Below are 25,684 nucleotides of genomic sequence, written 5' to 3' on the forward strand. Positions count from 1 at the left end.
CCGTCGTGCCGGACGCCGTGAATTTGACCGCATTACGGATCACATTCTCGAACGCGCGATAGATCAGTTCGCCGTCGACCTCGGCGATGAATTTGTCCGGCGCGTCGATCACCACGAAACGCGAAGCGGCGCGCGCCTCGAAGTCGGCGTCCTCGGCGATGGCGTGGAGCAGTTCGACGATGTCGACCCGTTCACGTCCCTCGTCGGAGCGCCCTGCTTCCAGGCGATACAGGGTGAGCAGTTCTTCGACCAAGGCATCGAGTCGCTCGCACTCGATTTCGAGGCGGTCGACCATGGCCGGCGTTTGCTCGGGATTCTGGCGCAACAGGCCAATGGCGGCCTGCATGCGGGTGACGGGTGAGCGCAACTCGTGCGAAACGTCATGCAGGAACAATTCGCGCGATTCCGTCAGCAGCTGCAATTGCGCCGCCATACGGTCGAAATCCTGGGCAAGGTCGACGATTTCGTCCCGCTGGCTGCCCATCAGCGGCTGCACGCGGGTGTCGAACCGGCCCTCGGCCACCCGGTCCAGCGCCCACTTCAGATGCCGCAGCGGCCGAGACAGGTACCACACCAGAGCGAGGCCCGTGACCAGGATTGCGAACGCGGCGAACACTAGGGGCGCCAGGGGGACGCCGCCGAACTGCGCCAAATCGTCCGGCGGCGGCGGGTGGCCGGTGAAGCGCAGATAGCTGAAGGTCAGCACCATCGACAGCAGCATGCTGGCCCACAGCGCGATGAGCAGTTTTCTGAACAGCCGGCTGGAGCGCAGCAAGGTCATTCCTTCAGCAGCTGATAGCCCTGGCCGCGAACGCTCTCGATCCAGGACCGCCCGTCGGGCAGGGCGCCGAGTTTCTGGCGAATGCTGCTGATGTGCACGTCGATGCGCCGGTCGAAACGTGCCAACGGCTGACCGAATGCCTGCATCGAGATCTCCTGTTTGCTCACGAGTTGCCCGGCATGGCGGGCAAGCACTTCCAGCAGGTTGAACTCGGTTCCCGTCAGTTCCAGCGGCTGGCCTCGCCAGGTCGCGCGCCGGCTTCCTGGCCACATGGCCAGCCAGCCGGCCTGCAACACCGGGGCACTGCTCGCCTCGCCGACCGGTTCGCGCGCCTCCGTGCGGCGGAGAATCGCGCGCAGCCGGGCCACGAGTTCGCCTGGCGTACAGGGCTTGGGCACATAGTCGTCGGCGCCCATGTCGAGTCCGACGATGCGATCAATGTTGTCGCCCCGTGCGGTGAGCATCAGGACGGGAACATCGTTTGCGGCGCGGATGCGGCGCAATGCCTCGATACCGGACAGGCGCGGCATCATGATGTCGAGAACGACGATGTTGTAGGCACCCGAGCTTGCCTCGGCCACACCGGCCTCGCCGTCCAGCACGGTGTGCACGTCAAAACCTTCCCGCATCAAGTATTGCGAGAGCATCGCGGTAAGGTCGGCGTCGTCGTCGACCAGCAAGACCTTGGTCATGATCGTATATGGTGGAATCCGAGGTGCATCCGAGTCCCAATCCTCGGCATGCAAGTGTCCTGTTCCATCGGGATTATTGCCCGCCAGAAGGCGGCATGGCGATTGTCATACCAATCTTTACGCTTCCTAACCTTTCCAAACAGCAGCCAACCGAAGCTGCGCCTAGGATGCGTGGCAAGCGAGCAAAACCATGCCCATCCTTCGACTCCGTTCCCACTCTCATGCCACCCGGTTCGCCGGAGGGCTCATCCTTGGCCTTGCGCTGGCAGGTTGCGCGGTCGGCCCGGTCTATCGCGAACCCGGCCCGGCGGTCGCCGCGACTTGGCACGCCACCCTGCCGCACGGCGGCCGTGTCGCGGCGATGGAGGATTGGTGGCGGCAGTTCGACGATCCGGTGCTGAGCGGGCTGATCGAGCAGGCCGAAGCCGACAGCCCCAGCCTGACCCAGGCCTGGGCCAGCATCGAGAAAGCGCGCGCAACGCTGACGAGCAACGAGGCCGCCGGTCTGCCGTCCTTGACTGGCAGCGGCGCGGTCACACGCTCCCGCGAACAGTCCTCGGCGCAGACGACGAGCACCACCACGCGTAGCGGTGGGCTCGACGCGTCATGGGAGATCGACCTGTTCGGCAAGGTGCGGCGCAATGTCGAAGCCGCCCGGGCGCGCATCGACGCCCGCATCGACGATTGGCACAACGCCCGCGTCACGCTGGCCGCCGAGGTGGCCGACACCTACGTGCAGTACCGCGCCTGCGGGCTGTTGGCCGATGCCTACGCGCGTGAATTGGCGTCGCTGACGCAGACCGAGAAGAGCACGGCCGCCGCCGTCGCGGCCGGCTTCAACGCACCGTCCGACGCCATGCTGGCGCGCGCCAGCGTGGCGAGCACGCGTTCGACGCTGGTATCGCAACAGGCGCAGTGCGAGCTGCTGGTCAAATCGCTGGTCGCGCTGACCGGCGCCGAAGAATCGGCCTTGCGCGGACAGTTGGCGCAGGGCGGGCCGCATGTGCCGCAGCCGCGTGCGCTGGAGGTGCGGGCGGTGCCGGCCGAGGTATTGCGCCAACGGCCCGATCTCGCCTCTCTCGAGCGCGAACTGGCCGCCGCCAGTGCCGAGATCGGCGCGGCGCAGGCCGACCTCTATCCCAGCCTGTCGCTGTCCGGTTCGGTCGGCCTGTCGGCCACCGGCGGGTCATCGTCGATCACGACCTGGTCGTTCGGCCCATCGCTGTCCATCCCGCTCTTCGACGGCGGCCAGCGCCGCGCCGCGGTGCGCAGCGCGGAGGCAAGCTATGTGTCGGCGCACGCCAGCTGGCGTGCGGGCGTGCGCTCCGTGGTCAAGGAGGTCGAGCAGGCGCTGGTCAATCTGGACAGCACGGCGCGGCGCGCCGACGACGCGGCCCTCGCGGCCCAGGAATACCGGCGTTACTTCAATTCGGTCGAAGCCAACTGGCGTGCCGGCAACGTCAGTCTGCTGACCTTGGAGGAGGCCCGCCGATCAGCACTGTCGGCCGAAATCACCCTGCTCGCGCTGCAACAGAGCCGCGTGCAGTACTGGATCGCGCTCTACAAGGCGCTCGGCGGCGGCTGGCAGCCGGGCATCGCGACCGCACCGCCGTCGGCAACCCACGACACCGTGCAAGGAGGCTCGTCTTGAACCGCAACTTCCTCACCGCCGTTACTCTGGCGGCCCTGCTGCTGGGCGGCCCGACTGCCTGTTCGAAGCCCAAAACCGGCGCAACGGCGAGCGCGGAGTCGCAAGCCAGCGCGTTGACCGTCGAGGCCGCGACGCCGCAGACGCAGGACTGGCCGCAGACGGTGCAGGCCAGCGGGCCGCTCGCCGCTTGGCAGGAAGTGATCGTCGCGCCCGAGACTGGCGGCCTCGCGCTGGTCGAACTGAAAGTGGATGTGGGCGCCAAGGTCAAGCGCGGTCAACTGCTGGCCCGTTTGTCCGATCAGAGCTTGCTGGTCGACCAGAATAAACAGGTGGCCGCTGTAGCGCTGGCACGCGCCAATCTCGAACAGGCGCAGTCCAACCTGAAGCGCGCGCGCCAGGCGGAGGACAGCGGCGCGCTGTCGGCACAGAAGATCGAGGAGTACCGCATCGGCGTCGAGACCTCGCAGGCTTCGCTCGATTCGGCGCAGGCCGATCTCGACAGCACCCGGCTCAAGCTCGTGCAGACACGGGTTCTCGCGGCCGACGACGGCGTGGTTTCGTCGAAGAGCGGAGTGCTCGGCAACGTGGTGAGTGCCGGTGCCGAACTGTTCCGGCTGGTGCGCCAGGATCGGGTCGAATGGCGGCCCGAGCTGGACGCACACCAGCTGACCGGCCTGCGGCCAGGCCGCCCGGCACGCATCACGCTGCCCACCGGCCAGACGGAGCGGGGCGAGGTCAGGCTGGTCGGGCCGACGCTGTCGACCAGCACCGGGCGTGCCACGCTCTACGTCAGCCTGCCGGTCGGCGGTCCCGGCCGCCCGGGCATGTTTGCCGAGGGCAGCATTGAACTCGACGAAAAACCGGCGTTGACGCTGCCATCCAGCGCGGTGGTGCAGCGCGACGGTCGCGCCTACGTCTACCTGATCAACAACGACAGCACGGTGAACAGCCGACCGGTGGTCACCGGCCGCCACCGCGGCGATCGTGTCGAGATCGTCAGCGGCATCGACGCCCAGACCCGCATCGTCGCCAGCGGCGGCGCATTCCTGTCCGAGGGCGTGCACGTCGCGGTCGCGGACGCGAAGACCGCGGCCGGCGCGGCAAACGGAACGAAGTGAACCGACGATGAACGTTTCCGCCTGGTCGATCAAGAAGCCGGTACCTGCCGTACTGGTGTTCATCCTGCTCACGGTGATGGGGCTGATCGGCTTCAAATCGCTGCAGATCCAGGATTTCCCCGACATGGACCTGCCGACGATCAAGATCTCGGCCACGTTGGAGGGGGCTGCGCCGGAACAGTTGGAGACCCAGGTCGCGCGCAAGATCGAGGACAAGCTTGCTTCGCTGTCCAAGCTCGACCACGTCACGACGACCATCACCGACGGCTCGGTGAGCATCAGTGTCAGCTTCGAGATCGACAAGGACAGCGAGGTGGCGCTGTCCGAGGTGCGCAACGCCGTGGACGGCGCGCGCGCCGAACTGCCGTCGAGCATGAGCAACCCGACGGTATCCAAGCTTACTTCGGCAAGCTCGGCCCTGCTCACCTACACCGTCGAATCGCAGCAGCTCGACGAGCAGGATCTGTCCTGGTTCGTCGACAACGAGGTGACGAAGGCGCTGCTCGCCGTCAAGGGCGTATCCAAGGTCGAGCGCGTCGGCGGCATCGACCGCGAGGTGCACGTGGACCTCGACCCGAAACTGATGGCTGGCCTGGGCGTCACGCCGTCGGACGTTTCCACCCAGCTGAAGGCCGTGCAGACCGAGGCCTCGGGCGGCCGGGGCGATATCGGCGGCCAGCGCCAATCCAGCCGCACGCTCGCCACCGTCGGCTCGCCGGCCGAGGTCGGCGCGATCACGATGCCGTTGAGCGACGGCCGTTACGTGCGGCTGGACCAGATCGCCCGCATCAGTGACAGCCATGCCGACCGCTCTTCGCTCGCCTACCGCGACGGCAAGCCGGTGATCGGCTTCCAGGTCACGCGCTCGCGCGGCTACTCCGACACCCGTGTCGCCGACGACGTGCGCGCCGCGGTCGTGCGCTTCGGACAGACGCATCCCGAGGTGCGTATCGCCGAGGCGAGCAATACGGTCACGCCCATCGAGGAGAATTACGAAGGTTCGATGCACCTGCTGCTGGAGGGCGCGCTGCTCGCCATCGTCGTCGTTTGGTGGTTCCTGCGCGACTGGCGCGCGACGTTGATTTCGGCCACCGCGCTGCCGCTGTCCATCATCCCGGCCTTCGGCTACATGGCGCTGGCGGGCTACTCGCTGAACACGGTGACGCTGCTGTCGCTGTCGCTGGTGATCGGCATCCTGGTCGACGACGCGATCGTCGAGATCGAGAACATCGAGCGCCACCTGAACATGGGCAAGAAGCCGTACCAGGCGGCCATGGAAGCCGCCGACGAGATCGGCCTGGCGGTGATCGCAACCACCTTCACGCTGGTCGCGGTGTTCCTGCCCACCGCCTTCATGGGCGGCATTCCCGGCAAATTCTTCCGCCAGTTCGGCGTCACGGCCTCGGTGGCGGTGCTCGCCTCGCTGCTGGTCGCGCGCCTGCTGACGCCGATGTTGGCGGCCTACCTGATGAAACCGCTCACGGCTGAGCATCACGAGGTCTCGACCGACGGCCCGACGACGACGCGCTACCTTGGCCTGGTACGCATGGCGCTGACCCATCGCCGCAAGGCGATCCTGGGCGCCACGATCTTTTTCATGCTTGCGCTGGCCACGGTGCCGTTCATCGCCACCGGCTTCATGCCGGCGCAGGACAAGGCGCAGACTTCGATCACCCTGACCCTGCCACCCGGGAGCACGCTGGACGAGACGGCTGCCATGAGCCGGCGTGCCTCGGAACTGCTGAAGCGTCTGCCCGAGGTGAGCAGCGTGTTCGTCTCGGCCGGCACGGCAAGCAGTGGCGGGGGCATGGACAGCTCATCGACCGCCGATGTCACCAGCGCCACGCTGACGGTGGACCTGGTGCCGCGTGGCGAACGCGCGCTCAAGCAGTCGGGTGTGGAGGCGAAGATGCGCGAGTCGCTGCGCACGCTGCCCGGTGTGCGCGTCAAGGTCGGCGGCGGCAACAGCGGCGAATCGATGGAGCTGACGCTGGCCAGCGACGATCCGCAGGCGCTCTCCACCGCCGCGGCGCAGTTGGAGAGCCAGCTGCGCACGCTGAAAGGTATCGGCAACGTGACCTCGAGCGCGGCGCTGCAGCGGCCCGAAATCCAGGTGCGGCCCGACTATGCCCGCGCGGCGGCGCTGGGCGTCACCTCCGAGTCGCTGGCAGACGCCGTGCGCCTAGCCACCTATGGCGACTACTCGACTGCGCTGCCCAAGCTGAACCTGCCGCAACGCCAGATTCCGATCCGTGTGCGCATGGACCCGTCGGTGCGCGATAGTCTCGACGCGGTCGCCTCCCTGCGGGTGGCGGGCAGCAACGGCACGGTGAGCCTGGGCTCGGTGGCCGACGTCTCGCTCGGCAGCGGCCCGTCGCAGATCGACCGCATCGACCGTTCGCGCAACGTCACGCTCACCGTCGAACTGAACGGGCGCGCCATCGGCGAGGTGGAGCGCGAGGCGATGACGTTGTCCGCGCTGAACGCCCTGCCGGCCGGCGTGCACCGCGTCGAGCAGGGCGAGTTGCAACGCATGGCCGAGCTGTTCCAGAGCTTCGGGCTGGCGATGGCGATCGGCGTGTTCTGCATCTATGCCGTGCTGGTGCTGCTGTTTCACGACTTCATGCAGCCGGCGACCATCCTGTGCGCGTTGCCGCTTGCGCTGGGCGGCGCCCTGTTCGCGCTGTTCATCACCCAGCAGGCGTTCACGATGCCGGTGGTGATCGGCGTGCTGATGCTGATGGGCATCGTGACCAAGAACTCGATCCTGTTGGTGGAGTACGCCATCGTCGCGCGCAGCAAGCGCGGCATGAGCCGGCTGGAGGCGGTGCTCGACGCCTGCCACAAGCGGGCCCGCCCCATCGTCATGACCACCGTCGCGATGGGCGCCGGCATGCTGCCCAATGCCTTGGGCCTGGGGGCCGAGCCCAGCTTCCGCCAGCCGATGGCTATCGTCGTCATCGGCGGCCTGCTGACCTCCACGGTCCTCAGCCTGGTGGTGGTGCCCGTGGTGTTCACTTATGTGGATGATCTGTTGCAATGTGGACTACGCCGTTTTTTCGGTTCAGTCAAGTAAACCCCAAAGAGGCTTTCGGCACGAATCCAACGATTTTTGGGCCTTCGATCAGCTGTAGCGTCGGCGGAAAGAACAATTATTGATCCGGCCAGATGAAGTATGGGGTCGTCTCAGAAAACGGAAAAAATCGTACGCTAAGCCGGTTGCAGCGGCCGTAACGGCCTGAACTTGCCCGCGCCGGTCTTGGCGCTGCTGCGCCAGAGATAATCGCCGGTCAGGTTGATGTGCTCCCAGCCCAGCGGCGACAGGTATTGCAACAGGGCGTCATCGACGGACTGGCCGTGGCCACGCAAGGCGTTCGCAGCCCGTTCCAGGTAGACCGTGTTCCACAGCACGATGGCCGCCGTCACCAGGTTGAGGCCGCTGGCACGGTAGCGTTGCTGCTCGAAACCACGGTCGCGGATTTCGCCCAGCCGGTTGAAGAACACCGCCCTGGCCAGTGCGTTGCGCGCTTCGCCCTTGTTCAGCCCGGCATGTACGCGGCGGCGCAGCTCGACGCTTTGCAGCCAATCCAGGATGAACAGCGTGCGCTCGATGCGGCCCAGCTCGCGCAGCGCCACGGCCAGACCGTTCTGGCGCGGGTAACTGCCGAGCTTCCTGAGCATCAGGGAGGCGGTCACCGTGCCCTGCTTGATCGAGGTGGCTAGCCGCAGGATTTCACCCCAATGGGCACGAACGTGCTTGATGTTGAGCGTGCCGCCGATCATCGGCTTCAACGCCTCGTAGGCGGCATCACCCTTCGGGATATAGAGCTTGGTGTCGCCCAGGTCGCGGATGCGCGGCGCGAAGCGGAAGCCCAAGAGGTGCATCAGGGCGAAGACGTGATCGGTGAAGCCCGCCGTGTCGGTGTAGTGCTCCTCGATGCGCAGGTCGGATTCGTGGTACAGCAGGCCGTCGAGCACGTATGTCGAATCGCGCACGCCGACGTTCACGACCTTGGTGTGAAACGGCGCGTACTGGTCGGAGATGTGGGTGTAGAACGTCCGCCCTGGGCTGCTGCCGTATTTCGGATTGATGTGGCCGGTGCTCTCAGCCTTGCTGCCGGTGCGGAAGTTCTGGCCGTCCGACGATGACGTGCTGCCATCGCCCCAATGCTTGGCGAAGGGATGCCGGAACTGGGCGTTGACCAGCTCGGCCAGCGCCGTGGAGTAGGTTTCGTCGCGAATGTGCCAGGCTTGCAGCCAGGCCAGCTTGGCGTAGGTCGTGCCGGGGCAGGACTCGGCCATCTTGGTCAGGCCCAGGTTGATCGCGTCGGCCAGGATCGTGGTCAGCAGCAGGTTCTTGTCTTTGGCTAGGTCGCCGGATTTCAGGTGCGCAAAGTGCCGGGTGAAGCCCGTCCACTCATCGACTTCCAACAGCAGTTCGGTGATCTTGATGTGCGGCAGGATCATCGCCGTCTGGTCGATCAGGGCCTGCGCGGTGTCAGGCACCGCCGCATCGAGCGGCGTGATCTTCAGGCCCGACTCGGTGATGATGGCGTCCGGTAGCTCGTTGGCCAGCGCCATGCGGTTGACGGTGGCGAGCTGCGTTTCCAGCAGCGTCAGCCGGTCGTGCAGGTACTGGTCGCAATCGGTGGCCACGGCCAGCGGCAATTCGCTGGTCTGCTTGAGGCTGGCGAACGTCTCGGGCGGCACCAGGTAGTCCTCGAAGTCCTTGAAGGGGTCAGCTCACGAAACGGAATAAATCGTACGCTAAGTCTCACGGGACAATTCCTAGTAGCAATAATTTGCAATTTGTGAACTTTTGAGTCTCACCTTCTCCATATACTCATATCGAGTGTCGGTGGGCACTCTCATATCATTCCCTGTCACGTTCAATGCTAGTCAGGAAGCGTGCCATGCGCCAACACAGCACGACAATTATGACGATTATGCCATTAATGACAGCCATATATGGCAGATCAGCGGTAACAGGGGGTGTTGTCGCTACCATTAATCTCTATGAATGTGGACGCATATTGAGGACTAACAATCGGTTAGCGTCATCTTTAAGTACAAGCGAAATTGTAGGCCTGACTCTTGCTTCCCTTCATCGGAATAAGTCACGATGAGTGCGGCCGGACGGGTTTTAACTCTCCCCGCAAAATCCTAGGACTTCAGGCTGATGCCGTCATAAGAGCCACAGGGAAAACAAAGCCATGTTCGGAGGTTCGGCAATTATTTTGCCAATAATGCAGTGCCATTGGCCCGGCATTTCTGCCAGCGATAGCATGAGCACAAGCTCGGACAACACTAGCCCGTATCTATGAGCGAGAATCTTCTTCAAAGTACCGTGCGGCATTTATTGAGTGTCCATCCACCGGCGAATGAACGGGAATGTTGCGTTGTTCTGCACGACTTTGTGCGCGACAACATCCTATTTGGCTTCACTTCGCAATTCGAATCCATCGCACCAGAACAAACCCTGCGGTTAGGTCGCGGTCACTGCAATGCCCAAGCGGACCTCTTTCGTGCCTTGCTGGAAGAGGCGGGAATAACGGCACGGCTACGGTTTGTATACATTGACAAGCGAATTCTTCGCTATGCGGTACCCACTCCCATTTACCTCGTCCTTCCGCATACGCTATTTCATGCAGTTACCCAAGTAAGGGTATCAAACCGCTGGCTCAATACGGATAGCTATTTGTTTAATCCCGATGGTTTCAAACGGCAGAAGGACCAACTTACACGTACCGGCTTGCCAGCCGGTTTTGGTCTCACCGAAAGTGCGACCTGTTACTGGGATGGGAACAGTGACGCTTTTGCTCAAGCCAATCCCGATGCGCTTACCGCTGGCGATGAAGTCTTTCCCAATCTCCGAGCCGCCACCGATGCACAAGCCGGAAACAATAATTTGCTAGGAATTCACTTTAATACATGGCTCGGGTTAATCCCTAGGCCACTGAAACACGCATGGAATCGTTATATCAACAGCCGTTTATAAGGGCGTACCGCACCCAGAAATAACGTAGTTGGCGTAAGTTATAGACAAGGAGAAAAAGATGGAGGTAGTTGCATTTTCCGCGCCTGTGAAACGCATCATGGCCGTAATTGAGCAAGCTTGGCGCCGGCCATTCTACCCGATTCATTGGGGCAAGGACCTTAAACAGATTCATGAACTTGTGCGGAATGGTGAATACTATCGCATCCCCGTGATTCGAAAACGCGATCTTTCGCAGCACTGGGGTGAGTTGATGGAGTATGGGGACTTCACCGATGTTGTCAGTTCATCCGGAACGACCGGGCGACCGGTGGATTTACCGGTTCATCGGTTGCAGGAATTGGTTTGGGTCGACTGCGTTTCACGTGTGCTGACCGAACTGGGAGCCAGACCTGGTGATCGTCTCTTGCACCTGTTGAGCAACAACGACATGTTCACCCTCGGCCCCCTGGTTCTGCAAGCAGCAAAAAAGGTGGGATTGGGGCCGTTTAGATGCTCACCTCAGCGGGTACGCCGCATATTCGATGTCGTCCATTACCATCAGCCCGCCTTTGTTGTCGGCAACCCCGTCGTAATGCTCAATCTGGCCGAGGAACAGGGGCACAATTTCCCCGATCCAGAATGTCTTCCCGATTACGCATACTTCGGTGCGTGCGGCTCTTTCGATGCCGATAACCAACTGACACCTGTGGCACAACGGGTCAAGGATTTGTGGGGTCTAAAGGAGACGTTGAATGAGTATGGTTGCAGTGAAGTCGGATCCATTGGGCATGAGTGTCTAAGTCATGCCGGATTTCACATCAACGACGATGCAGTCTATGTCGAGCTGATTGACCCTGATAGTGGTATGCCGGTCCCGCCGGGACAACCCGGCGAGGTCGTCGTCACTTCTTTGAGTATGCCGCGAGGCTTCCTGGCGGTAAGGTATGCCACGGGTGATATTGCGAGCTGGATGGATTACCGTCCATGCGCTTGTGGACGATCTACGCCCAGGATGGGTGCCATTATTGGCCGAATTGACCATCAACTGAAGATTCAAGGCCAGACTGTCTTCCCCGATCTGATTTTTGATGTGCTTGGTGAGTTCCCGGAGGTTAGCGATGCATTAGTGGTCAGGTACCCCGACCCAGTGCTTGGTCACAATGCCGAAGTGTGGATCGGATACGACACGTCAGCCAACCTGAACGAGCACGTGAGTGCAGCCATGTTGCGGCGTTTGGCCGTCAGCCCTCACGTTCGTTCGGTCCCCATCGATCTCATTCGAAAAATAAAAGCTGAAAAGATGGCAAGTGGCAATGGCGTAAAAGTTCCCCGACTGGTGGACTTGCCGCAGCATGTCGAAGCGTACCTGTGAGGTCATAACAATGACGCCACTTCTTGATGCGAATGTTGTAATGCCAGGGCTGCAGTTGAAGCTAGAGTATCTCAATCCATCCCTGTCAATTAAACACCGGGCTCTACCTCCTGCCATTTTCGAATACGCGGAAAAGCGAGGGAATACCACAAAACTCAGAGTGGTGATTTTGACATCTGGGACAGCGGGCATCAGTGTCGCTTGGGCCGCGCGTCGCCTCGGTTGCGAGGCGGTACTGTTAATGCCCGAATCTGCAAAACAATCGGTTATCAATTATGCAAGCCAGCTCGGTGCCGATATCCAGTGTCACCCACACGGTCACCTGGAATCTATTCTTCAAAATACGCAGAGTTACCAGACACATTCATCGTCGATCAGCTCTCGGACGTCACATTGATTCAGCGCTACCGCATCGTAGGGGAAGAATTGATGCGGCAAAATGAGAACATTTCTGCCATTACGGTTGGCGCTGGGAGTGCAGCATCGGCAATGGGTATCGCCTTGGCTACCAAGGATAAACGGATCCCAGTTTACGTTGTTGAGCCGGCCGAAGCACCAGTCCTTTCGGGCAAACCTTGGCAACCGCATGGCATACCTGGTCTCGCCCCTCCGATTCCAACCAAATTATTCCAACGCGAATGGGTTGCCGACATTCTCCTAGTGGATTCAGAAACGGCATTGAGAACGGCGCAACAAACGCTTCAGGCCACTGGGGAACCTGTGGGAACTTCTTCTGGTGCAGCCATCGCTGCCGCACGTCAGTTACACCGACGCGGTATTCGAGGTGACATCGTATCGGTGTGCCAGTCGCATCTGGCAATTAGCTTGTAACAATGCACAGACGACCACCGTGAACAAAGCTCATTCAGTGTTCTCTTCCCCACCGCTTGGTACCCCCTTGTTGTTGGATGCGCCTTATGTCAACGAGGATTGGAGTAGCGCGACTCGGATTCAGCCAGGAGATATCTGTACCTGCAGCAGGGAAGCATTGATGCATGAGGGTTACATGACAGGCTATTTGGAAAAGAGCCGGGGCTGCACGTTACATATTGAACGGCTCTGGCAACAATGTAGCGGCCGGCTACTGACTCGCACCATCTTACTTCTGGATGCGAACCGGCGCTGTCACGTGATCGCGCACATTTCTATCGTATTGAAGGCATTCCCACCGGCAATGAAGCGCTATCTGATTGAATCAGATGTTCCTTTTGGAAGTATCCTATTTGCTGCAGGGATTCGTCCTGCATTCCTTCGCCGCAGATACTTTACCCTGCCACAGGTTTTCCAAGTTGAAGCCATTAGCCCCTACAGAGAATGTTGTCCCAGTTTCTTTGGGCGGTCTCACGAAATCACGGATCAAGCGGGAAATCTTTTAGCCTACGTAAATGAAGTATTACCGTAGGGCTACCACACCATTGCCTTGGTTAACCAGCAGGATGTGGGGTAACCCAATAACGCTTGGCATCAGCCCGCACCTTTGCTCTTGTGGAATTGAGCTATACCCTAACCGGATGTCAGGATGAGCCGTTTGGAAACGTCAGAATAGGGCCTTGTTTGCAATTTCTTGACGAGTGCCGCGCAAGGCCATAGATTTCTGCCTGACACTTTCGGCTCAGGAGGCATTTTGCAAGGGCATCGCATCGGTTACGTCCGCGTCAGTAGCTTCGACCAGAACCCGGAACGGCAGCTCGAACATATCCAGGTGGACAAAGTGTTCACCGACAAGGCCTCGGGCAAGGACACGCAGCGCCCGCAGTTGGATGCACTATCAAACAGGGCACGGTGACGGCATCCCTGATGCTCAGGAAGCTCGGCAGCTACCCGCGCCAGAATGGCCTGGCGGTGGCCCTGCGTGAACTGGGGCGTATCGAGCGCACGCTGTTTGCGCTCGACTGGATGCAGAACGTCGAACTACGCCGCTGCGTGCAGATCGGCTTGAACAAGGGAGAAGCCAAGAACGCCCTGGCACGCGCTGTATTCCTCAATCGCCTCGGTGAAATCCGCGACCGTAGTTTCGAGAACCAGCGCTACCGCGCCAGCGGCCTCAACCTGGTGGTGGCGGCGATCATCCTGTGGAACACGGTTTACTTGGAACGGGCGGTCCAGGCGCTGCGCGACTCGGGCAAGGAGATTGACGAGCGGCTGTTACCGCATCTTTCGCCGCTTGGCTGGGAGCACATCAACCTAACCGGCGACAACATCTGGCGGCAGAACAAGCAGGTCGGCCAAGGCAAGTTCAGGCCGCTACGAATGCCTGGCGAGGCTTAGCGTACGATTTTTTCCGTTTCGTGAGCTGACCTCTTGAACTGGCGCGAACCCTGCACCCAGATGTCGCCCGAGCGCAGCGAGTTCTTGAGTTCGGAGAGCGCGCACAGCTCGTAGTAGCGCCGGTCGATGCCGGTGTCGGTCATCACCAGTTTCTGCCAGCGCGGCTTGATGAAGTCGGTCGGCGCGTCGGCGGGCACCTTGCGGGCGTTGTCGCTGTTCATGCCGCCCAGCACCTCGATGGCGTCGAGCACGTCCTTGGCGGCGGGCGCGGCCCGCAGCTTGAGCACGGCGAGGAATTCCGGCGCGTAGCGGCGCAGCGTGGCGTAGCTCTCGCCGATACGGTGCAGGAAATCGAAGTCCTCGGGCTGCGCGAGCTTCTGCGCTTCGGTGACGCTCTCGGCGAAGGCGTCCCAGGACATGACGGCCTCGATGGCGGCGAATGGATCGCGGCCCGCCTGCTTGGCCTCGATCAGCGCCTGGCCGATGTGCCCGAACAGCCGCACCTTGGCGTTGATCGCCTTGCCGGACGCCTGGAACTGCTGCTGATGCTTGTTCTTGGCGGCGTTGAACAGTTTGCCCAGAATGCGGTCGTGCAAGTCGATGATTTCGTCGGTGACGGTGGCCATGCCCTCGATGGCGAGCGACACCAGGGTCGCGTAGCGCCGCTGCGGCTCGAACTTGGCCAGGTCGGCGGGCGTCATCTGGCCACCCTCGCGGGCGATCTTGAGCAGGCGGTTCTGGTGCACCAGCCGCTCGATGCCGGAAGGCAGGTCGAGTGCCTGCCACGCCTTGAGGCGTTCGATGTGCTCCAGCATGTGCCGCGAGTTCGGCTTGACCGGTGACTGACGCAGCCAGGCCAGCCAGGTCGCTTTGCCGTTGTCCCGGCGCTTGAGCAGATCATCGAGGCGTCGCCGCTGCGTATCCGACAGCGGTTCGGCCAAGGCGTCGTAAATGCGGCGGTTGGCGCGAGTGATCGCCTCGGCACAGACGCGCTCGACAACGTCCAGCGTCGGCAAGATGATGTGCCGATGCCGCAGGGAGTTGAGGATGCTGCTGGCCAGCACGATGCCCTTGTCGGTCTGCAAGGCCAGCTCGGCCGCGGCATGGACAGCCTGCCGATAGTGCGCCAGCCCAAATGGCTCCATGCCCAGGTACGCCCGCAGTTCGAGGAGGTGTTCGCGCCGGGTTTCCACCCGCTCGGCATACTGCGGCCAACATGCCGGGTCGAGCCGCAGTTGCCGTCCGATCCATTGCAGCAGGAGCATCGGCACGGCAGCGTCGGGCAGCAGCCCCTGACCGGGGAAGCGCAGCAAGCACAACTGCACCGCGACACCCAGGCGGTTGGCTTCGCCGCGCCGCTGCCGGATCAGTGACAGATCGGGTTCGCTGAACGTGTAGTGCCGGATGAGTTCGTCTTGGGTGTCGGGCAACACCAAGAGGCTGTTGCGCTCGGCGGCGGAGAGGATCGAACGGCGGGGCATGCGGTTTCCTTCTTCTTGAAAACGTAGGTTTGTGACAAGCCCGCCAAGGCAACCGGCGCGGCACGGGAAATCAAGGCATTGCGATTCTCGAAAATGATTCTTGAAATGCTATTCTTGATTCAATATCATCTCAACGAGTTTCGATAAGAGAGCATACCCATGCGACCGTCCGTTGTGCTTGACATGAAGCGAAGTGCAGTGCGTGAAGCGGTAAGCCGCTTCCGCACGGCAAACCCACGTGTCTTCGGCTCGGTGCTGCACGGCACCGACCAAGACGGTAGCGACATTGATCTACTGGTCGATGCGCTGCCGGGTGCCACGTTATTGGACTTGGGCGATCTGGAAGAGGAACTGAAATCGCTGCTCGGCGTCGATGTCGATTTGCTGACCCCCGGCGACCTGCCGCCGAAGTTCCGGGCCAAAGTGCTAGCGGAGGCGCAGCCGGTATGAGCGAGAACCACCGACTGCCCGATTACCTTGACCACATCCAGCAGGCCGCGACCGATGCACGCAGCTTCGTGGAAGGGCTGGCCAAGGACGACTTCCTGGCGGACAAGCGCACCCAGCAGGCCGTCATCATGAGCCTCATCATCATCGGCGAGGCCGTCACGAAGGTGATGGACGGCTACGTTGAGTTCACGCAGGCGCATGCCAAAGTGCCGTGGCGCAATATGCGCGGTATGCGCAACCGTATCGCCCACGGCTACTTCGACATCCCGAGTTACTCATGCAACTGTCTGCCGTGCGCCAGGATGCCGATTACATAAACAACTCAACCAGGAAGGACTGATATGGCGGTTCAAACACCCCCGAAAACAGGCTTCGAGAAATGGCAGGAGGGCATCAACAAGGCGGTGGGCGATGCCAAATGGAATGCCTGGGATTGCGAAATCCAGATGGCCGTCAGTGAGTACAACCGCCATCTCTTAGGTACAGCAGGGTACGTGCCACTCGATTGGCAGCTTATCAAAGCCATGGTTTGGGTCGAGACGGGGGCAAATAGGCCAGAGTGGACGAGCAAACCAATGCAAATTGGCGTGTCTGGTGATCCTGGGATGACATCGCTTCTATCTGGAAACGAAGGCGGCGACTTGATTCTGCCTCCCATTTGGAAAGGACGTTTGACAGTCAGTTCGGTACGCAGCATTCCAGCCTATAACATTCGTGCTGGCATCGGCTACCTGCTAATGAAAATGGCCAATTACGAGTATCGCAGCGTGCTGAGTACTGACACCAAGGTCTATGAGGTCATTGTTAAACCCGGCGACAGCCTTGACAAAATTGCCAAGGCGCAAGGTAGCACCATCGAGGTGATGAAGAAATTGAATCCGGCCGCCAATGCGTTGCGTCCTGGTCAGCACTTGAAGTGCCAGAAAGCGTCTGTTCAACGAGTCATCACAAGCTGGCGACACATATCTACGACATTGATCGCCCAGCGTTACAACGGAGGCCGCGATCCCAACTACGCCAAGAAACTCGATTACGCATTGTCGTTGATACGCAAAGGGAAGGCTGCTCTATGTGCACAATGAACCTGATCGGATTTTGCTTAGTGGTTTCTTTACCAGTATCAGCACTTGCGGCCTCAATTGCCCCCGTTCTTGGCGAGCGTGCCTTGCGCGAGGAATGCAGTGCATTCTCTCAAGCAGGAATGCGCGACTGTCTAGCAACAAAAGCCGAGAACAGTCAAAAAGCATTACGGCAAGCCGAGAAAAAGGTGGCTGGCACTCTCTCAAAATGGGATGAAGATAGCAAGTACGTTAGCCAAGCCAAGGCCAATCTGGCCGCATCAAATAAGGAGTTTGCCAAATACCGTGATGTCCAATGCGAATTCTTGGCTTCGCTGAGTGGAGGCGGTGCCGGCAATGCTCATGAGATAGGGCGTCTGGCTTGCGTTTCGGAACTCAATAACAGGCGAGCCGAACAGTTGCGCGATGCCGTGTCTGATTTGCCGTTGAAGTAGCTTTCATGAGCATGTCCAGCACCGAGACGCTGGCCAGCGCCTGGGCAAGGATCGCCGAGGAGGTGGAATTCCCCGCAGGCTACGATGGGACTGCCTCATCGGAAGCGCATCGGTCCAGCGAAGCCATTCAGGAGTGGATGACCCGCGAGGTTGAGGAAGCTCTGCGGGAAGCCGACGACCCCAACGCCAAGACCTACACCCACGAAGAAGTCATGCAGGCGATGCAGGAACGCATTGACCGGGTGCGAGACAAGCCATGTTGATCGGCTATGCGCGGGTCTCGACGCAGGACCAGAACCTTGAATTGCAGCGCGAAGCCTTGACCAAGGCCGGATGCAAGAAGGTTTTTGAGGATAAGGTAAGCGGTACACGCGCAGACCGGCCCGGCTTGGCCAAGACGCTCGAAATGCTGCGCGATGGCGACACCCTGGTCGTCTGGAAGCTCGACCGGCTGGGCCGGTCGGTCAAGCAACTGGTTGATCTGGTCGGTGAGCTGCACAAGCAAGGCGTCCAGTTCAAGAGTCTCACCGACTCAATCGACACCGGTACGCCGTCCGGGCGGTTCTTCTTCCACGTCATGGCGAGCTTGGCCGAAATGGAGCGCGAGCTGACTGTTGAGCGCACCCGCGCCGGGCTGGAAGTCGCCAGGCAGCTCGGTCGCAAGGGCGGCCGCAAGCCGAAGATGACCGACAGCAAGATCGAGTCGGCCAAGAAGCTGTTGGCCAGCGGAGTTCCGCCCAAGGACGTGGCTAAGAACCTCGGCGTGTCCATTCCAACGCTCTACCGCTGGGTGCCGGCCTCATCGCACGCTTAGCGTACGATTTTTTCCGTTTTCTGAGACGCCCCCTACTGCGCGCCATCCGTCTGCAGGTGGCGGTGGCCCGGGCGGCGGTGGCCGAGAACGATCCGACGGCGAAGGCGCTGCTCTTGCTAATCCGGGACGGCCGACTTGGCGAGGCGTCAGCCGATCCGACCCTGGGGACCTTCCTGGATAAGCTGTGCCCGGAGGATCGGGATTTCGACCTGGCCACCGAACTCTATAACGGCCACCTGGCCACGGAGGACCCGGCCACCCGGCAGCGCAACCTGCTCGCGGCGGCGGTGGCCCACTTCGAGGCGAGAAAGCCCCTGGACAAGCTGGCCACCTTGGCCAAGGCCACCGGGGCAACCATCTCACTCAACTGATGGCAGCGGGCGCTGAAGCGCTGCGCATCACCGCGTTCATCATCGCCCGCTCATCCTGGCTGGCATCGATCAATTCGTTTTCGATGCCGGTCTTCGCCTCCAAGAGCCGGTAGAGATCCTCGTCGATGGTCTTCGGTACCAGCGGGATGATGACGGTCACCGGCCGCTTCTGGCCATTGCGCCAGGCGCGGTCCTCGGCCTGGCGTTTCAGTGCCGGCGTCCAGGGCAGGCCGGCGAACATGACCACGTTGGCGGCCGTGAGGGTGATGCCGACGCCGGCGGCGCCGGAAGTGCCAATGAAGACCCTGGCCACGGCCTCCCCCTGGAAGCGATCGACGGCCGCCTGGCGCTTGCCGGTGCTGTCGCTGCCGGTGAGCGAGACGCAACCGATCCCCTCGGCCGTCAGGGTGGCCACCAGCTCGTCGACGGTGGCCACGTATTCACAGAAGACCAATACCTTGTCGTCCTGGTCCAGATTCCGGATCCGCTCAAGGATGTAGTCGATCTTGAGGGATTCCAGGCACTGCCTCAGCGCCGTGATCTTCGGTAGCGCCGGCATGGTGGGATCCGCCAGGATGCGGCGGTAGCGTTCCATGCCGTGGGGCGGCTCGCAATACACCACTTCGTAGGTCTTGCCAGGCAGGTTCTTGAGCACGTCCTTCTTGCGCCTCAGCATCCAGGAAGCCACCTGCTCGCCGAGGCGCCTACGGGCCTCCTGGGAGCCCGTGTAGAGGCGGGAGAAGTCCGGCAAGGGGAGTAGCCCCACCGGGTGGCCGGAGATCCGCAGGAGAGTGTGTATTTCCCCTTCCCGATTGAGCACCGGGGTGCCGGTCAGGAGGAAGCGACGCTCGATGCGCTGCGACATCAGGAAGGCGTTGCGGGTGCGGTTGACGTCGTGCTCCTTGAGGTAGTGCGCCTCGTCGACGACCATGACGACATAACGCCAGGTGTTGTCGCGCACCAGGCGCCCGAGGCGCTCATAGGTGCAGACGTGCCAGCGGGCGGCCGTCATGTCCATGGGCGAGGCCTCGCCCACCTGGGCGACCAGTTGGCCGGGCAGGACGGCGAGGATCTCGCGTTCCCAGTTGATTCGCAGGCTGGCCGGGCAGACGATCAGTACCCTGCCCTCGCCGGCGGCCAGGTGGGCGGCCACCACCGCCTGGCGGCTCTTGCCCAGCCCCATGTCGTCCCCCAGGAGGGCGGACGTGGCGCCCAGGAGATGACGGACTCCGTCGACCTGGAAATCGTACAAGCCGAACTGTTCGGCCGACCTGACCAGGAGGGCCTCGTCCACCTGCAGGCGGGCCAGCTCGTCAACGACCGTGGTGATGAAGCCGCTGCCGGTCTCGATCCCCTGCAGGCGTCCTACCCCTGGCGCCGGCACCGCGCCGGTGACTGCGATCCCGACGTCGAGGCCCGCCGGCGCCGTCATATCCTCCAGGGTGACGTGCTGGTCGTGGCGGTAGATGAGGTGCTCGGCCAAGCCGGCGACCTCGTCCAGGGTGGCCAGGGCCTGGTCAATGGGCGCCTGGATCTCCCAGGCCTTCGCCGGCCCGTGAAAGACAGCCCCCAGGCGCTTGAGCGCCCGGATGACCAAGCTGTCATAGGCGGACTGGAACAGGTGGCCACCGGCCTCCAGGGGGATCAGCTGGGCGTCCAGCCGGCTGACGAACAACTCCCGATCGGCATTGCGCCAGGCGTCGACGGCCAGGTCGCGCAGGCCTTCGGCCTGGAAGGTAGGCTGTGTGGCCAGGGCCTCGCCGACGCCGGGTAACACCCGGCTCTTGAAATCGTCATTCGAGAACACCCACATTCTGGCGCCGAAGGACCAGGCGCCGCCCCAGCTTCTGGCCCAGGCCTTCGCCAGGGGGAAGAAGGGGATGGCGAGGCCGACGCGCAAGCCATCGGAGGCCACGTGCGTGGCGAAGGGGCGTTTGGCGGGCGCGACCGGAGGGGGAAGGGTGAACTCCTCGATGGCGCCCTCCCCCGCCCTATTGCGCGTTCGCCTTGGTCAGGCGTTCGGCGACGACGGCTGCGATCGCCCGCTCGACCCGAGGGCCATAGGCCTCCTGCTCCGTCGGCATGGCCTGGCTGATCTCGGAATCGAGGTGGGCCAGGCCCTTTTCGAGAGTCCAACCCTGCTTGAGGTAATCCTTGATCTTGTTGCGCACGTAGTCGTGGGTCTGCTTCTTCACTTCGGCCAAGCGTTCCGACATGCTCTTGTAATAGGCGGGATCGGCCCCCAGGAACTTGCCCAGTTCATAATTCGAGTTGTAGAGAATGCACAGAACCATGGTCTGCCCGGCGTCATCAAGCGGCTGCAAGTACGCCGTAGCCGCCTTGTGGGCCGTCTGGTGGCGCTGTTTCTCCGCTTCCTTGAGCTTGACTTCCAGTGCCCGCGCCCGTTTCAGGGCAACACCAGCGGCGTTGCCGATGCGGAATAGAACCTCATCCGCATCCATGAGGTCGTCGGTTTCCCTGTCGCCAAGGGTTTCCTTGAATTCCCGCGCCAGCGTGGCCATGGACGTGCGTACAGTCTTCGTGCGCGCCGTCAGCTTGGCCAACTCCTGAACGCGCTGCTCGATCTTCCAATCGTCCACAATGGGCTTGTAGGCCTCGCCGGCCTGGCGGTAGTCTCGTTCGGTCGTGAACCGCTGTATCAAGGCCTCAGTGCGCGCCTTGTCCGATACCTTCTTGGCATCGCCGTCCCGCTTGAGCCTGGCGCCAGCGACCTTCAAATCCTTCTCCTGGACGTTGAGTTCCCGTTCCCGCTCCTCGATGGTGTCCCGGCGCTTATCCAAATCACCCAGCCAGGACTTGTACGTCTGGTAGGTGTCTTCAGTCCTTTCTTCACGCCTGGCCAGGTCCGCTTCGAAAGCGTCCTGAGCCTGGCGCTGGGCTTCCAACCGGTTTTCCTTCAGGGTCAACTCATGAAGGCGCTGCTGTAGATCGTTCTGCTTCTGCACCAGGTCGAAATGAAGGCGAGTCACCTCATCGTCAACGCTGTGCTCGGGGGTGACATGTAACGGATTGGCAGCCGGATCGTCCAGGAAGGCACGGATAGCACGCTCCTGGTCTTGGTTCATCCAGAGGTGGATGTAGTTAAGACCCTCATCACGCCGCCGCGCTCTCAGAGCCGCCTGCCGTTGTTTTGCCGTTGCCGCTCCACCCATGATCGCCCCATCTACAAAATCACTGTTGATGCAGCATAGCGCGTGACATGTCACGTTGCAAGGCCATTAATATCCGGTCTAGCCATGAACGGGGCAGAACACGAAAGATGGATCATTGCAGTACGGGCACTCCTTGATCCTTTCCATCTGGTCTTGTTCGTCCCATCCTCCTTCCCAGGCCTCCCGTAGCTCCCGCTCATCCTTGAACATGGCCGGCACGTCGTCTCGCCCCAGTCCAGCCTGGTAGTCATGGTGTCCGAGGGTTTCGGCTTCCATGACACTATCCCAAAGCTCGTCCATCGGGTCGGCGCCAAGAACATTCACGGCGATCCTGGCCTTGGCATACCTCATCCGAATATCTAGCCCGTGCACTTGGCCCTCCTCCCCTCACGGCCCAGAGCGGCGCGCGTCACAGCGCCGCATCGGCCGCCAGCTTTGTCGCTCTGGTGGTTGCGCCTTCCACGATCTTGATTCGATCGCCCACTCGAATGGGGTCGGCCTCGTCCTGCTCCTGGACGAGGGCCATGACTTCGTTTGACCCCTCGAGCCGATAGGTGATCTCAACGCCCTTCTTTGCGTTGACGCCTTTCTCGACAACATTGCCGACAAGCCCGCCGACCAGGGCGCCGGCAATACTGGACACAATTCCGCCCCGGCTACCTGAATAGGCGCCGACGACGCCCCCCACCGCCGCGCCGGCGGTTGCACCCGTGCCGGTGTTCTGCGCGGCGATCTCGACCTCGCGGACCTCGACCACAGTGGCGAGTTTGACCTTCATTGCCTGCTGGGCCTGGCCTCCCTGGTAGACGTTGGGTTTGTAGCTCGATGCGCAGCCGGCCAGTAACAGGCTGGCAAGCGCAACAGCCATCAATACGGCTTTTTGCATTTCTCATCTCCTAGTGGTTGGTTTTATGACCTCATGTTGTCCTGCCGCCACGGCCGAGGGCGCGTCAGAAGCGGCCCTGGCCAGGCTGTTCAATCCCTTGCATCGCCCTTTCCTATCTACCGGTCCTATCTACGGCAAGCGGAATGCCGTTTTCGGTCGATCTCGGCCGGAGGCTGGACGTCGTGCGTTGCGCTGAGGAGTACCACGGCTTGCCGATTTGCTTGCTGTCCGGCGACGGTATCGTTGGGCTCGATGAAACAATCCGTACAGTGGCTGGTGGATATTCTCGAGGGAGCAATCCCCGCCTGTATAAGATGCTGCCGGATTGCCTCGGCCCGCGCGGCAGCCAGTGTCTCGTTGGCATCCTGGCTGTTCCGGCCGCCGGGGCTCCTGGAGGTGTAGGCACGGATATGAATGCCTTCTGCAGCCTTGGCCTCCGGTACTAAAGCCGTGAGGGCCTTCATCCCGATGGGCCCGAAGGTAGCGCGGCCGAACGCAAAGGGAACGCAATGCACGATGGGCGCCGGTGCCGGTGCGGCCGCTGGCGCCGGCTGAACTACGGGCTCCGATTTTGTCGTTCGTTCCGGCTCGGCAGCGGGAGGCTGGACGGGAACGGGCACAGCAGCCGGCGTGCCGGGTACGATCGGGACAGGATCAGGAACTGGTGGAACCGCGTCGACAGGAACCGCCGGCGCCGGCGCGACCACTGGCCGCGCCGGAACGAACGAAGATGGGAGCGCCCGGGTCTTGGGAGTCGGCTTCAAGCATGGGTCACAGACGACGTAATAGACCTGGCCAGTATCGGGGTCGATGGCCTGACCGATTCCCGGATCGGCCGCGCGAACGGGCAGCGGTGTTCGCACATCCCCAGGGGTAGTGGGCGAAAGCTGGCAGCCGGCGAGCGTGGCCACCAGGAGCGGGGCAAGCGGGCGAAGAGGTTTCATTGCTCTTCGATGACGAGTCGGTAGTAGCCGTATGAATCGATGACATGGCTTACGACGCGCCAGCCCTGTTCATAGATTTTGTCCACCGATGTTGCGTTCGGAATCTTGGGTGTGCAACCCAGGTCATGAAGAGACATTCCGGAACAATACCCCCCTTCTTGATGGCTTTTTGCGGGACGGGAGGGAGAAGTCGGGAGGCGTCCGAGGCTGTATCCGCTGCCGTAGCACCGGCACTGGCCAGAAGACTGAACAGGGTAATGACGAGGAGGTGTTTCAGCATGACGGCATCCTTTCAAGGAGGGGTGAGACGAAGAGTCCCCCGCGTGGGATCGCGTGCCAGCCCCGCAACAGCCGAAGCATGCGAGGTATGCTAAAGTAATACCTCATGATACTCCATTGGGGAAGCACAATGTCAGACACGGGTGTACGGCCTATAGCGGTCAAGCTCGATCCGGATGTGCGCGAGCGCGTCAAACGCCTGGCAGAGGCACGCCAGCGCACGCCGCACTGGCTGCTGCGCGAGGCCATCCAGCAGTACGTCGATCGGGAGGAGAAGCGCGAGGCGTTCCGACAGGATGCCATACGAGCCTGGGAGGAATACCAGGCGACGGGGCTGCATGTCACGTTTGAAGAGGCCGATGCATGGCTTGCCAAATTGGAAGCGGGTGAGGATGCAGAGGTGCCGGATTGCCACGTTTGATATGGTCGCCGGCGGCTCTTCTGGATGTGCAGCGGCTCTATCGTTTCCTGGCAAGCAAGAACCCTGATGCCGCCAGGCGAGCGATCAATGCCATCCGTAGAAGCATCAGGAATGTAGCGGGACAGCCTGGCATCGGCCGGCCCGCCGAGGGCATGGAACCGGAGTACCGCGAGTGGCCCATCGACTTCGGCGATTCCGGATACCTGGCTCTGTATCGGTACGATGGGAACACCGTCGTGGCCGTGCGTCATCAGAAGGAAATCGGCTATTGATGCGTTGCCATCAAAGGGGTCGTTCATGCTGACAGACAAGGACTTAGCAGAGAAAGAGGCGGGCCGCAACTTGGGCGAAGAGCTGCTGGAGGCGGTTCGCCAGATAAAGCCAATCTTCCGCCCCGACGTCATCGCCAACGCGTTGGCGGCAGCGCCCGAAGCACCAGCCGAAGATAGCGACAACCCCCGCACCACACCCGAGGACTGGAAAAGCGCAACGGCGAGCCAGTAGTTGTCCGAACTTCGGGAAAAGCTCGTTGCTCGCCGCCGCGGCTCGGCAGCGATGGCGGGGGACGCTCGGCCAAGCCTCACGGCAGCCAACCCAACACCGGCGAGCAGGATTTCATAGTCACGCCTTTTCCTTGTCTTCAAGCTTGCTGACTTTGGTGCCGGCTTTCGCACGAATGCCTTGCTGAGCAAGGGCGATTTCTAGGGCCGTTTCCAGGCGGATCACGCGTCCGGTCAGATCCTCGATCTTTTCCTGCTGAGTCTTCATGGCTATCGCCATGCGCTCCACCTTGTCATTCATCTTGATGACCGTGGCGATGGCGTCCCACATCTTGTCGCCAATACCCATCATCGAGCCCCCCGGACCGCCTCGGCTTCGATCCGCTCGATGCGGGCGTTCGAGGCCTCGACGAACGCCAGCGCATCGTCTATTGCCGCACCGGCCTCGGCAGTCGACTTCTCCATTTGGTCGATCAACCCCACCAGCAATGCCTCGTCCTCCGAGGGCTGGAAGGAGATGGCCGCCCGGCGCAGGAACTCTCCCATGGAGATGCCTGAAGCCTTGGCCAATTGTGCGATCCGGGTCTTTTCCTGAGGGCTCACCAGGACGGGAATCCTTGCTGTTGCTGTAGTCATTGCGAACTCCATTTAGGTATGCACATGTCATGCACATGTGCATAATAGGGTGCGCGATGATACGATTCAATCGATCCGCGTTGCCTGCGCTCTGCTGCAGACCTACACTGGAACCGCTGAAGAAAAAGAAAACGAGGTATTGGACATGCTGACTGCAATCGGAATCACGCTGGTCGCACTCTGGGCACTGGTGATCTATGGCATCAACAGAAGGTATGCTGATCGCGTTCGGCCCGAGCACGTCGCTATGGCCGCTACAATGGCGGATGACGACAAGGTCGCGGTAGGTGGAGACTTCACCCTTGATCCCGAATACAGCTACTTGGTTTGTAACGTGAATCACCACGACGCCTGATC

Annotated in this window: 29 protein-coding genes and 3 pseudogenes; 21 read left to right on the forward strand and 11 right to left on the reverse strand. The window is 61.6% G+C overall.

Features of this window, described 5'->3' with window-relative positions; translation table 11 throughout:
- Positions 1–775 (reverse strand): sensor histidine kinase (locus tag EZJ19_RS00740; protein WP_206199264.1); only part of this gene is annotated, 775 nt, incomplete at its 3' end.
- Between the two features lie 2 nt (positions 776–777).
- The gene (locus tag EZJ19_RS00745; RefSeq protein WP_131444398.1) at positions 778–1,473 is read right to left on the reverse strand and encodes a response regulator transcription factor; all 696 of its coding nucleotides are present in this window, start codon (positions 1,471–1,473) and stop codon (positions 778–780) included.
- A 190-nt stretch (positions 1,474–1,663) separates the two neighbouring features.
- Here EZJ19_RS00745 and EZJ19_RS00750 point away from each other — a divergent pair, with 190 nt between their 5' ends.
- The 3 genes from EZJ19_RS00750 to EZJ19_RS00760 are packed head-to-tail and all read left to right on the forward strand — an operon-like array spanning position 1,664 to position 7,318.
- A complete protein-coding gene (locus tag EZJ19_RS00750; RefSeq protein WP_131444399.1) occupies positions 1,664–3,124 on the forward strand; it encodes an efflux transporter outer membrane subunit in 1,461 nt (486 codons plus the stop codon).
- Positions 3,121–4,242, forward strand: coding sequence for an efflux RND transporter periplasmic adaptor subunit (locus tag EZJ19_RS00755; RefSeq protein WP_131444400.1), 1,122 nt, complete (start codon positions 3,121–3,123; stop codon positions 4,240–4,242). Before EZJ19_RS00750 ends, EZJ19_RS00755 begins: the two co-directional genes overlap by 4 nt.
- Before the next feature lie 7 nt (positions 4,243–4,249).
- Positions 4,250–7,318 (forward strand): efflux RND transporter permease subunit, encoded by a 3,069-nt coding sequence (locus EZJ19_RS00760; protein ID WP_131444401.1) that lies wholly within the window; start codon positions 4,250–4,252, stop codon positions 7,316–7,318.
- A 134-nt stretch (positions 7,319–7,452) separates the two neighbouring features.
- Here the strand turns inward: EZJ19_RS00760 and EZJ19_RS00765 are convergent.
- Positions 7,453–8,976, reverse strand: a pseudogene (locus EZJ19_RS00765) (Tn3 family transposase); the annotation flags it as partial.
- Between the two features lie 586 nt (positions 8,977–9,562).
- Between EZJ19_RS00765 and EZJ19_RS00770 the strand changes: the two are divergent.
- From EZJ19_RS00770 to EZJ19_RS00795, 7 genes and pseudogenes are all read left to right on the forward strand, one after another.
- Complete coding sequence (locus EZJ19_RS00770; protein ID WP_131444402.1) at positions 9,563–10,240, forward strand: transglutaminase domain-containing protein; 678 nt, start codon at positions 9,563–9,565, stop codon at positions 10,238–10,240.
- A gap of 58 nt (positions 10,241–10,298) precedes the next feature.
- Positions 10,299–11,591, forward strand: a complete 1,293-nt coding sequence (locus EZJ19_RS00775; RefSeq protein WP_131444403.1) for a phenylacetate--CoA ligase family protein — start codon at positions 10,299–10,301, stop codon at positions 11,589–11,591.
- 10 nt (positions 11,592–11,601) lie between these two features.
- Positions 11,602–11,988, forward strand: a complete 387-nt coding sequence (locus EZJ19_RS16735; RefSeq protein ID WP_420813084.1) for a pyridoxal-phosphate dependent enzyme — start codon at positions 11,602–11,604, stop codon at positions 11,986–11,988.
- Positions 11,895–12,422 (forward strand): pyridoxal-phosphate dependent enzyme, encoded by a 528-nt coding sequence (locus EZJ19_RS00785; RefSeq protein ID WP_165873400.1) that lies wholly within the window; start codon positions 11,895–11,897, stop codon positions 12,420–12,422. Before EZJ19_RS16735 ends, EZJ19_RS00785 begins: the two co-directional genes overlap by 94 nt.
- 19 nt (positions 12,423–12,441) lie before the next feature.
- Positions 12,442–12,993: a hypothetical protein gene (locus EZJ19_RS15705; RefSeq protein WP_165873401.1), complete on the forward strand. Its 552-nt coding sequence runs from the start codon at positions 12,442–12,444 to the stop codon at positions 12,991–12,993.
- Between the two features lie 222 nt (positions 12,994–13,215).
- Complete coding sequence (locus EZJ19_RS00790) at positions 13,216–13,377, forward strand: recombinase family protein (RefSeq protein ID WP_476704062.1); 162 nt, start codon at positions 13,216–13,218, stop codon at positions 13,375–13,377.
- Positions 13,356–13,859, forward strand: a pseudogene (locus EZJ19_RS00795) (Tn3 family transposase); the annotation flags it as partial. The gene EZJ19_RS00790 and the pseudogene EZJ19_RS00795, both read left to right, overlap by 22 nt.
- Before the next feature lie 32 nt (positions 13,860–13,891).
- Here EZJ19_RS00795 and EZJ19_RS00800 read toward each other — a convergent pair.
- Positions 13,892–15,340, reverse strand: a pseudogene (locus tag EZJ19_RS00800) (Tn3 family transposase); the annotation flags it as partial.
- A 183-nt stretch (positions 15,341–15,523) separates the two neighbouring features.
- Between EZJ19_RS00800 and EZJ19_RS00805 the strand changes: the two are divergent.
- The 7 genes from EZJ19_RS00805 to EZJ19_RS00835 all read left to right on the forward strand — a co-directional run bounded on the left by EZJ19_RS00805 (position 15,524) and on the right by EZJ19_RS00835 (position 18,488).
- Positions 15,524–15,790 carry a nucleotidyltransferase family protein gene (locus EZJ19_RS00805; protein WP_476704063.1) on the forward strand — a complete coding sequence of 89 codons (267 nt, stop codon included), beginning with the start codon at positions 15,524–15,526 and terminating at the stop codon, positions 15,788–15,790.
- Positions 15,787–16,107, forward strand: coding sequence for a HepT-like ribonuclease domain-containing protein (locus EZJ19_RS00810; protein ID WP_476704064.1), 321 nt, complete (start codon positions 15,787–15,789; stop codon positions 16,105–16,107). Before EZJ19_RS00805 ends, EZJ19_RS00810 begins: the two co-directional genes overlap by 4 nt.
- Positions 16,108–16,131: 24 nt before the next feature.
- The gene (locus EZJ19_RS00815; RefSeq protein WP_131444407.1) at positions 16,132–16,872 is read left to right on the forward strand and encodes a LysM peptidoglycan-binding domain-containing protein; all 741 of its coding nucleotides are present in this window, start codon (positions 16,132–16,134) and stop codon (positions 16,870–16,872) included.
- Positions 16,869–17,303 carry a lysozyme inhibitor LprI family protein gene (locus tag EZJ19_RS00820; RefSeq protein WP_206199265.1) on the forward strand — a complete coding sequence of 145 codons (435 nt, stop codon included), beginning with the start codon at positions 16,869–16,871 and terminating at the stop codon, positions 17,301–17,303. The genes EZJ19_RS00815 and EZJ19_RS00820 overlap by 4 nt, the downstream gene beginning before the upstream one ends.
- 5 nt (positions 17,304–17,308) lie before the next feature.
- Entirely contained in the window at positions 17,309–17,566 is a 258-nt protein-coding gene (locus EZJ19_RS00825; RefSeq protein ID WP_131444409.1) for a hypothetical protein, read from the forward strand.
- Positions 17,560–18,117: a recombinase family protein gene (locus EZJ19_RS00830; RefSeq protein WP_131444410.1), complete on the forward strand. Its 558-nt coding sequence runs from the start codon at positions 17,560–17,562 to the stop codon at positions 18,115–18,117. Before EZJ19_RS00825 ends, EZJ19_RS00830 begins: the two co-directional genes overlap by 7 nt.
- A 113-nt stretch (positions 18,118–18,230) precedes the next feature.
- Positions 18,231–18,488 carry a hypothetical protein gene (locus EZJ19_RS00835; protein WP_206199266.1) on the forward strand — a complete coding sequence of 86 codons (258 nt, stop codon included), beginning with the start codon at positions 18,231–18,233 and terminating at the stop codon, positions 18,486–18,488.
- Here the strand turns inward: EZJ19_RS00835 and EZJ19_RS00840 are convergent.
- The 5 genes from EZJ19_RS00840 to EZJ19_RS16740 all read right to left on the reverse strand — a co-directional run bounded on the left by EZJ19_RS00840 (position 18,481) and on the right by EZJ19_RS16740 (position 23,491).
- The gene (locus EZJ19_RS00840) at positions 18,481–20,403 is read right to left on the reverse strand and encodes a DEAD/DEAH box helicase (RefSeq protein WP_131444411.1); all 1,923 of its coding nucleotides are present in this window, start codon (positions 20,401–20,403) and stop codon (positions 18,481–18,483) included. The two genes, EZJ19_RS00835 and EZJ19_RS00840, sit on opposite strands and share 8 nt — an antisense overlap.
- A gap of 76 nt (positions 20,404–20,479) precedes the next feature.
- On the reverse strand, positions 20,480–21,574 hold the full coding sequence (locus EZJ19_RS00845) for a coiled-coil domain-containing protein (RefSeq protein WP_131444412.1): 1,095 nt from the start codon (positions 21,572–21,574) through the stop codon (positions 20,480–20,482).
- Between the two features lie 165 nt (positions 21,575–21,739).
- A complete protein-coding gene (locus EZJ19_RS00850; RefSeq protein WP_131444413.1) occupies positions 21,740–22,033 on the reverse strand; it encodes a hypothetical protein in 294 nt (97 codons plus the stop codon).
- Between the two features lie 37 nt (positions 22,034–22,070).
- Positions 22,071–22,547, reverse strand: coding sequence for an outer membrane lipoprotein (locus tag EZJ19_RS00855; RefSeq protein WP_131444414.1), 477 nt, complete (start codon positions 22,545–22,547; stop codon positions 22,071–22,073).
- A gap of 125 nt (positions 22,548–22,672) precedes the next feature.
- Positions 22,673–23,491, reverse strand: coding sequence for an OmpA family protein (locus EZJ19_RS16740; protein WP_420813082.1), 819 nt, complete (start codon positions 23,489–23,491; stop codon positions 22,673–22,675).
- A gap of 409 nt (positions 23,492–23,900) precedes the next feature.
- On the opposite strand from EZJ19_RS16740, the gene EZJ19_RS00865 reads away from it, so the two are divergent.
- Genes EZJ19_RS00865 through EZJ19_RS00875 form a run of 3 tightly spaced genes read left to right on the forward strand, consistent with a single transcriptional unit; the run spans position 23,901 to position 24,695 of the window.
- Positions 23,901–24,191, forward strand: a complete 291-nt coding sequence (locus tag EZJ19_RS00865) for a CopG family ribbon-helix-helix protein (RefSeq protein WP_131444416.1) — start codon at positions 23,901–23,903, stop codon at positions 24,189–24,191.
- Positions 24,179–24,463, forward strand: a complete 285-nt coding sequence (locus EZJ19_RS00870) for a type II toxin-antitoxin system RelE/ParE family toxin (protein ID WP_131444417.1) — start codon at positions 24,179–24,181, stop codon at positions 24,461–24,463. The genes EZJ19_RS00865 and EZJ19_RS00870 overlap by 13 nt, the downstream gene beginning before the upstream one ends.
- Before the next feature lie 25 nt (positions 24,464–24,488).
- The gene (locus tag EZJ19_RS00875) at positions 24,489–24,695 is read left to right on the forward strand and encodes a hypothetical protein (RefSeq protein ID WP_131444418.1); all 207 of its coding nucleotides are present in this window, start codon (positions 24,489–24,491) and stop codon (positions 24,693–24,695) included.
- 117 nt (positions 24,696–24,812) lie between these two features.
- Here EZJ19_RS00875 and EZJ19_RS00880 read toward each other — a convergent pair whose 3' ends face one another.
- Together EZJ19_RS00880 and EZJ19_RS00885 are read right to left on the reverse strand one after the other, a co-directional pair.
- Positions 24,813–25,022: a hypothetical protein gene (locus EZJ19_RS00880; protein WP_206199267.1), complete on the reverse strand. Its 210-nt coding sequence runs from the start codon at positions 25,020–25,022 to the stop codon at positions 24,813–24,815.
- Positions 25,023–25,039: 17 nt separating this feature from the next.
- Positions 25,040–25,339, reverse strand: coding sequence for a plasmid mobilization protein (locus EZJ19_RS00885; RefSeq protein WP_420813083.1), 300 nt, complete (start codon positions 25,337–25,339; stop codon positions 25,040–25,042).
- Positions 25,340–25,376: 37 nt separating this feature from the next.
- Here EZJ19_RS00885 and EZJ19_RS00890 point away from each other — a divergent pair, with 37 nt between their 5' ends.
- Positions 25,377–25,682 (forward strand): hypothetical protein, encoded by a 306-nt coding sequence (locus EZJ19_RS00890; protein ID WP_131444420.1) that lies wholly within the window; start codon positions 25,377–25,379, stop codon positions 25,680–25,682.
- The last annotated feature ends 2 nt before the right edge of the window (positions 25,683–25,684 follow it).

The organism is Parasulfuritortus cantonensis (assembly GCF_004337445.1).
Taxonomy (GTDB): domain Bacteria; phylum Pseudomonadota; class Gammaproteobacteria; order Burkholderiales; family Thiobacillaceae; genus Parasulfuritortus; species Parasulfuritortus cantonensis.

Excerpts from the sequence above, each read along its gene's own strand:
- EZJ19_RS00745 (WP_131444398.1), bottom strand. The coding sequence starts at position 1,473 with ATGACCAAGGTCTTGCTGGTCGACGACGACGCCGACCTTACCGCGATG.
- EZJ19_RS00750 (WP_131444399.1), top strand. The coding sequence starts at position 1,664 with ATGCCCATCCTTCGACTCCGTTCCCACTCTCATGCCACCCGGTTCGCC.
- EZJ19_RS00760 (WP_131444401.1), top strand. The coding sequence starts at position 4,250 with ATGAACGTTTCCGCCTGGTCGATCAAGAAGCCGGTACCTGCCGTACTG.
- EZJ19_RS00770 (WP_131444402.1), top strand. The coding sequence starts at position 9,563 with ATGAGCGAGAATCTTCTTCAAAGTACCGTGCGGCATTTATTGAGTGTC.
- EZJ19_RS00775 (WP_131444403.1), top strand. The coding sequence starts at position 10,299 with ATGGAGGTAGTTGCATTTTCCGCGCCTGTGAAACGCATCATGGCCGTA.
- EZJ19_RS16735 (WP_420813084.1), top strand. The coding sequence starts at position 11,602 with ATGACGCCACTTCTTGATGCGAATGTTGTAATGCCAGGGCTGCAGTTG.
- EZJ19_RS00805 (WP_476704063.1), top strand. The coding sequence starts at position 15,524 with ATGAAGCGAAGTGCAGTGCGTGAAGCGGTAAGCCGCTTCCGCACGGCA.
- EZJ19_RS00810 (WP_476704064.1), top strand. The coding sequence starts at position 15,787 with ATGAGCGAGAACCACCGACTGCCCGATTACCTTGACCACATCCAGCAG.
- EZJ19_RS00815 (WP_131444407.1), top strand. The coding sequence starts at position 16,132 with ATGGCGGTTCAAACACCCCCGAAAACAGGCTTCGAGAAATGGCAGGAG.
- EZJ19_RS00820 (WP_206199265.1), top strand. The coding sequence starts at position 16,869 with ATGAACCTGATCGGATTTTGCTTAGTGGTTTCTTTACCAGTATCAGCA.
- EZJ19_RS00825 (WP_131444409.1), top strand. The coding sequence starts at position 17,309 with ATGAGCATGTCCAGCACCGAGACGCTGGCCAGCGCCTGGGCAAGGATC.
- EZJ19_RS00830 (WP_131444410.1), top strand. The coding sequence starts at position 17,560 with ATGTTGATCGGCTATGCGCGGGTCTCGACGCAGGACCAGAACCTTGAA.
- EZJ19_RS00845 (WP_131444412.1), bottom strand. The coding sequence starts at position 21,574 with ATGAACCAAGACCAGGAGCGTGCTATCCGTGCCTTCCTGGACGATCCG.
- EZJ19_RS00855 (WP_131444414.1), bottom strand. The coding sequence starts at position 22,547 with ATGCAAAAAGCCGTATTGATGGCTGTTGCGCTTGCCAGCCTGTTACTG.
- EZJ19_RS16740 (WP_420813082.1), bottom strand. The coding sequence starts at position 23,491 with ATGAAACCTCTTCGCCCGCTTGCCCCGCTCCTGGTGGCCACGCTCGCC.
- EZJ19_RS00865 (WP_131444416.1), top strand. The coding sequence starts at position 23,901 with ATGTCAGACACGGGTGTACGGCCTATAGCGGTCAAGCTCGATCCGGAT.
- EZJ19_RS00875 (WP_131444418.1), top strand. The coding sequence starts at position 24,489 with ATGCTGACAGACAAGGACTTAGCAGAGAAAGAGGCGGGCCGCAACTTG.
- EZJ19_RS00880 (WP_206199267.1), bottom strand. The coding sequence starts at position 25,022 with ATGTGGGACGCCATCGCCACGGTCATCAAGATGAATGACAAGGTGGAG.
- EZJ19_RS00885 (WP_420813083.1), bottom strand. The coding sequence starts at position 25,339 with ATGGAGTTCGCAATGACTACAGCAACAGCAAGGATTCCCGTCCTGGTG.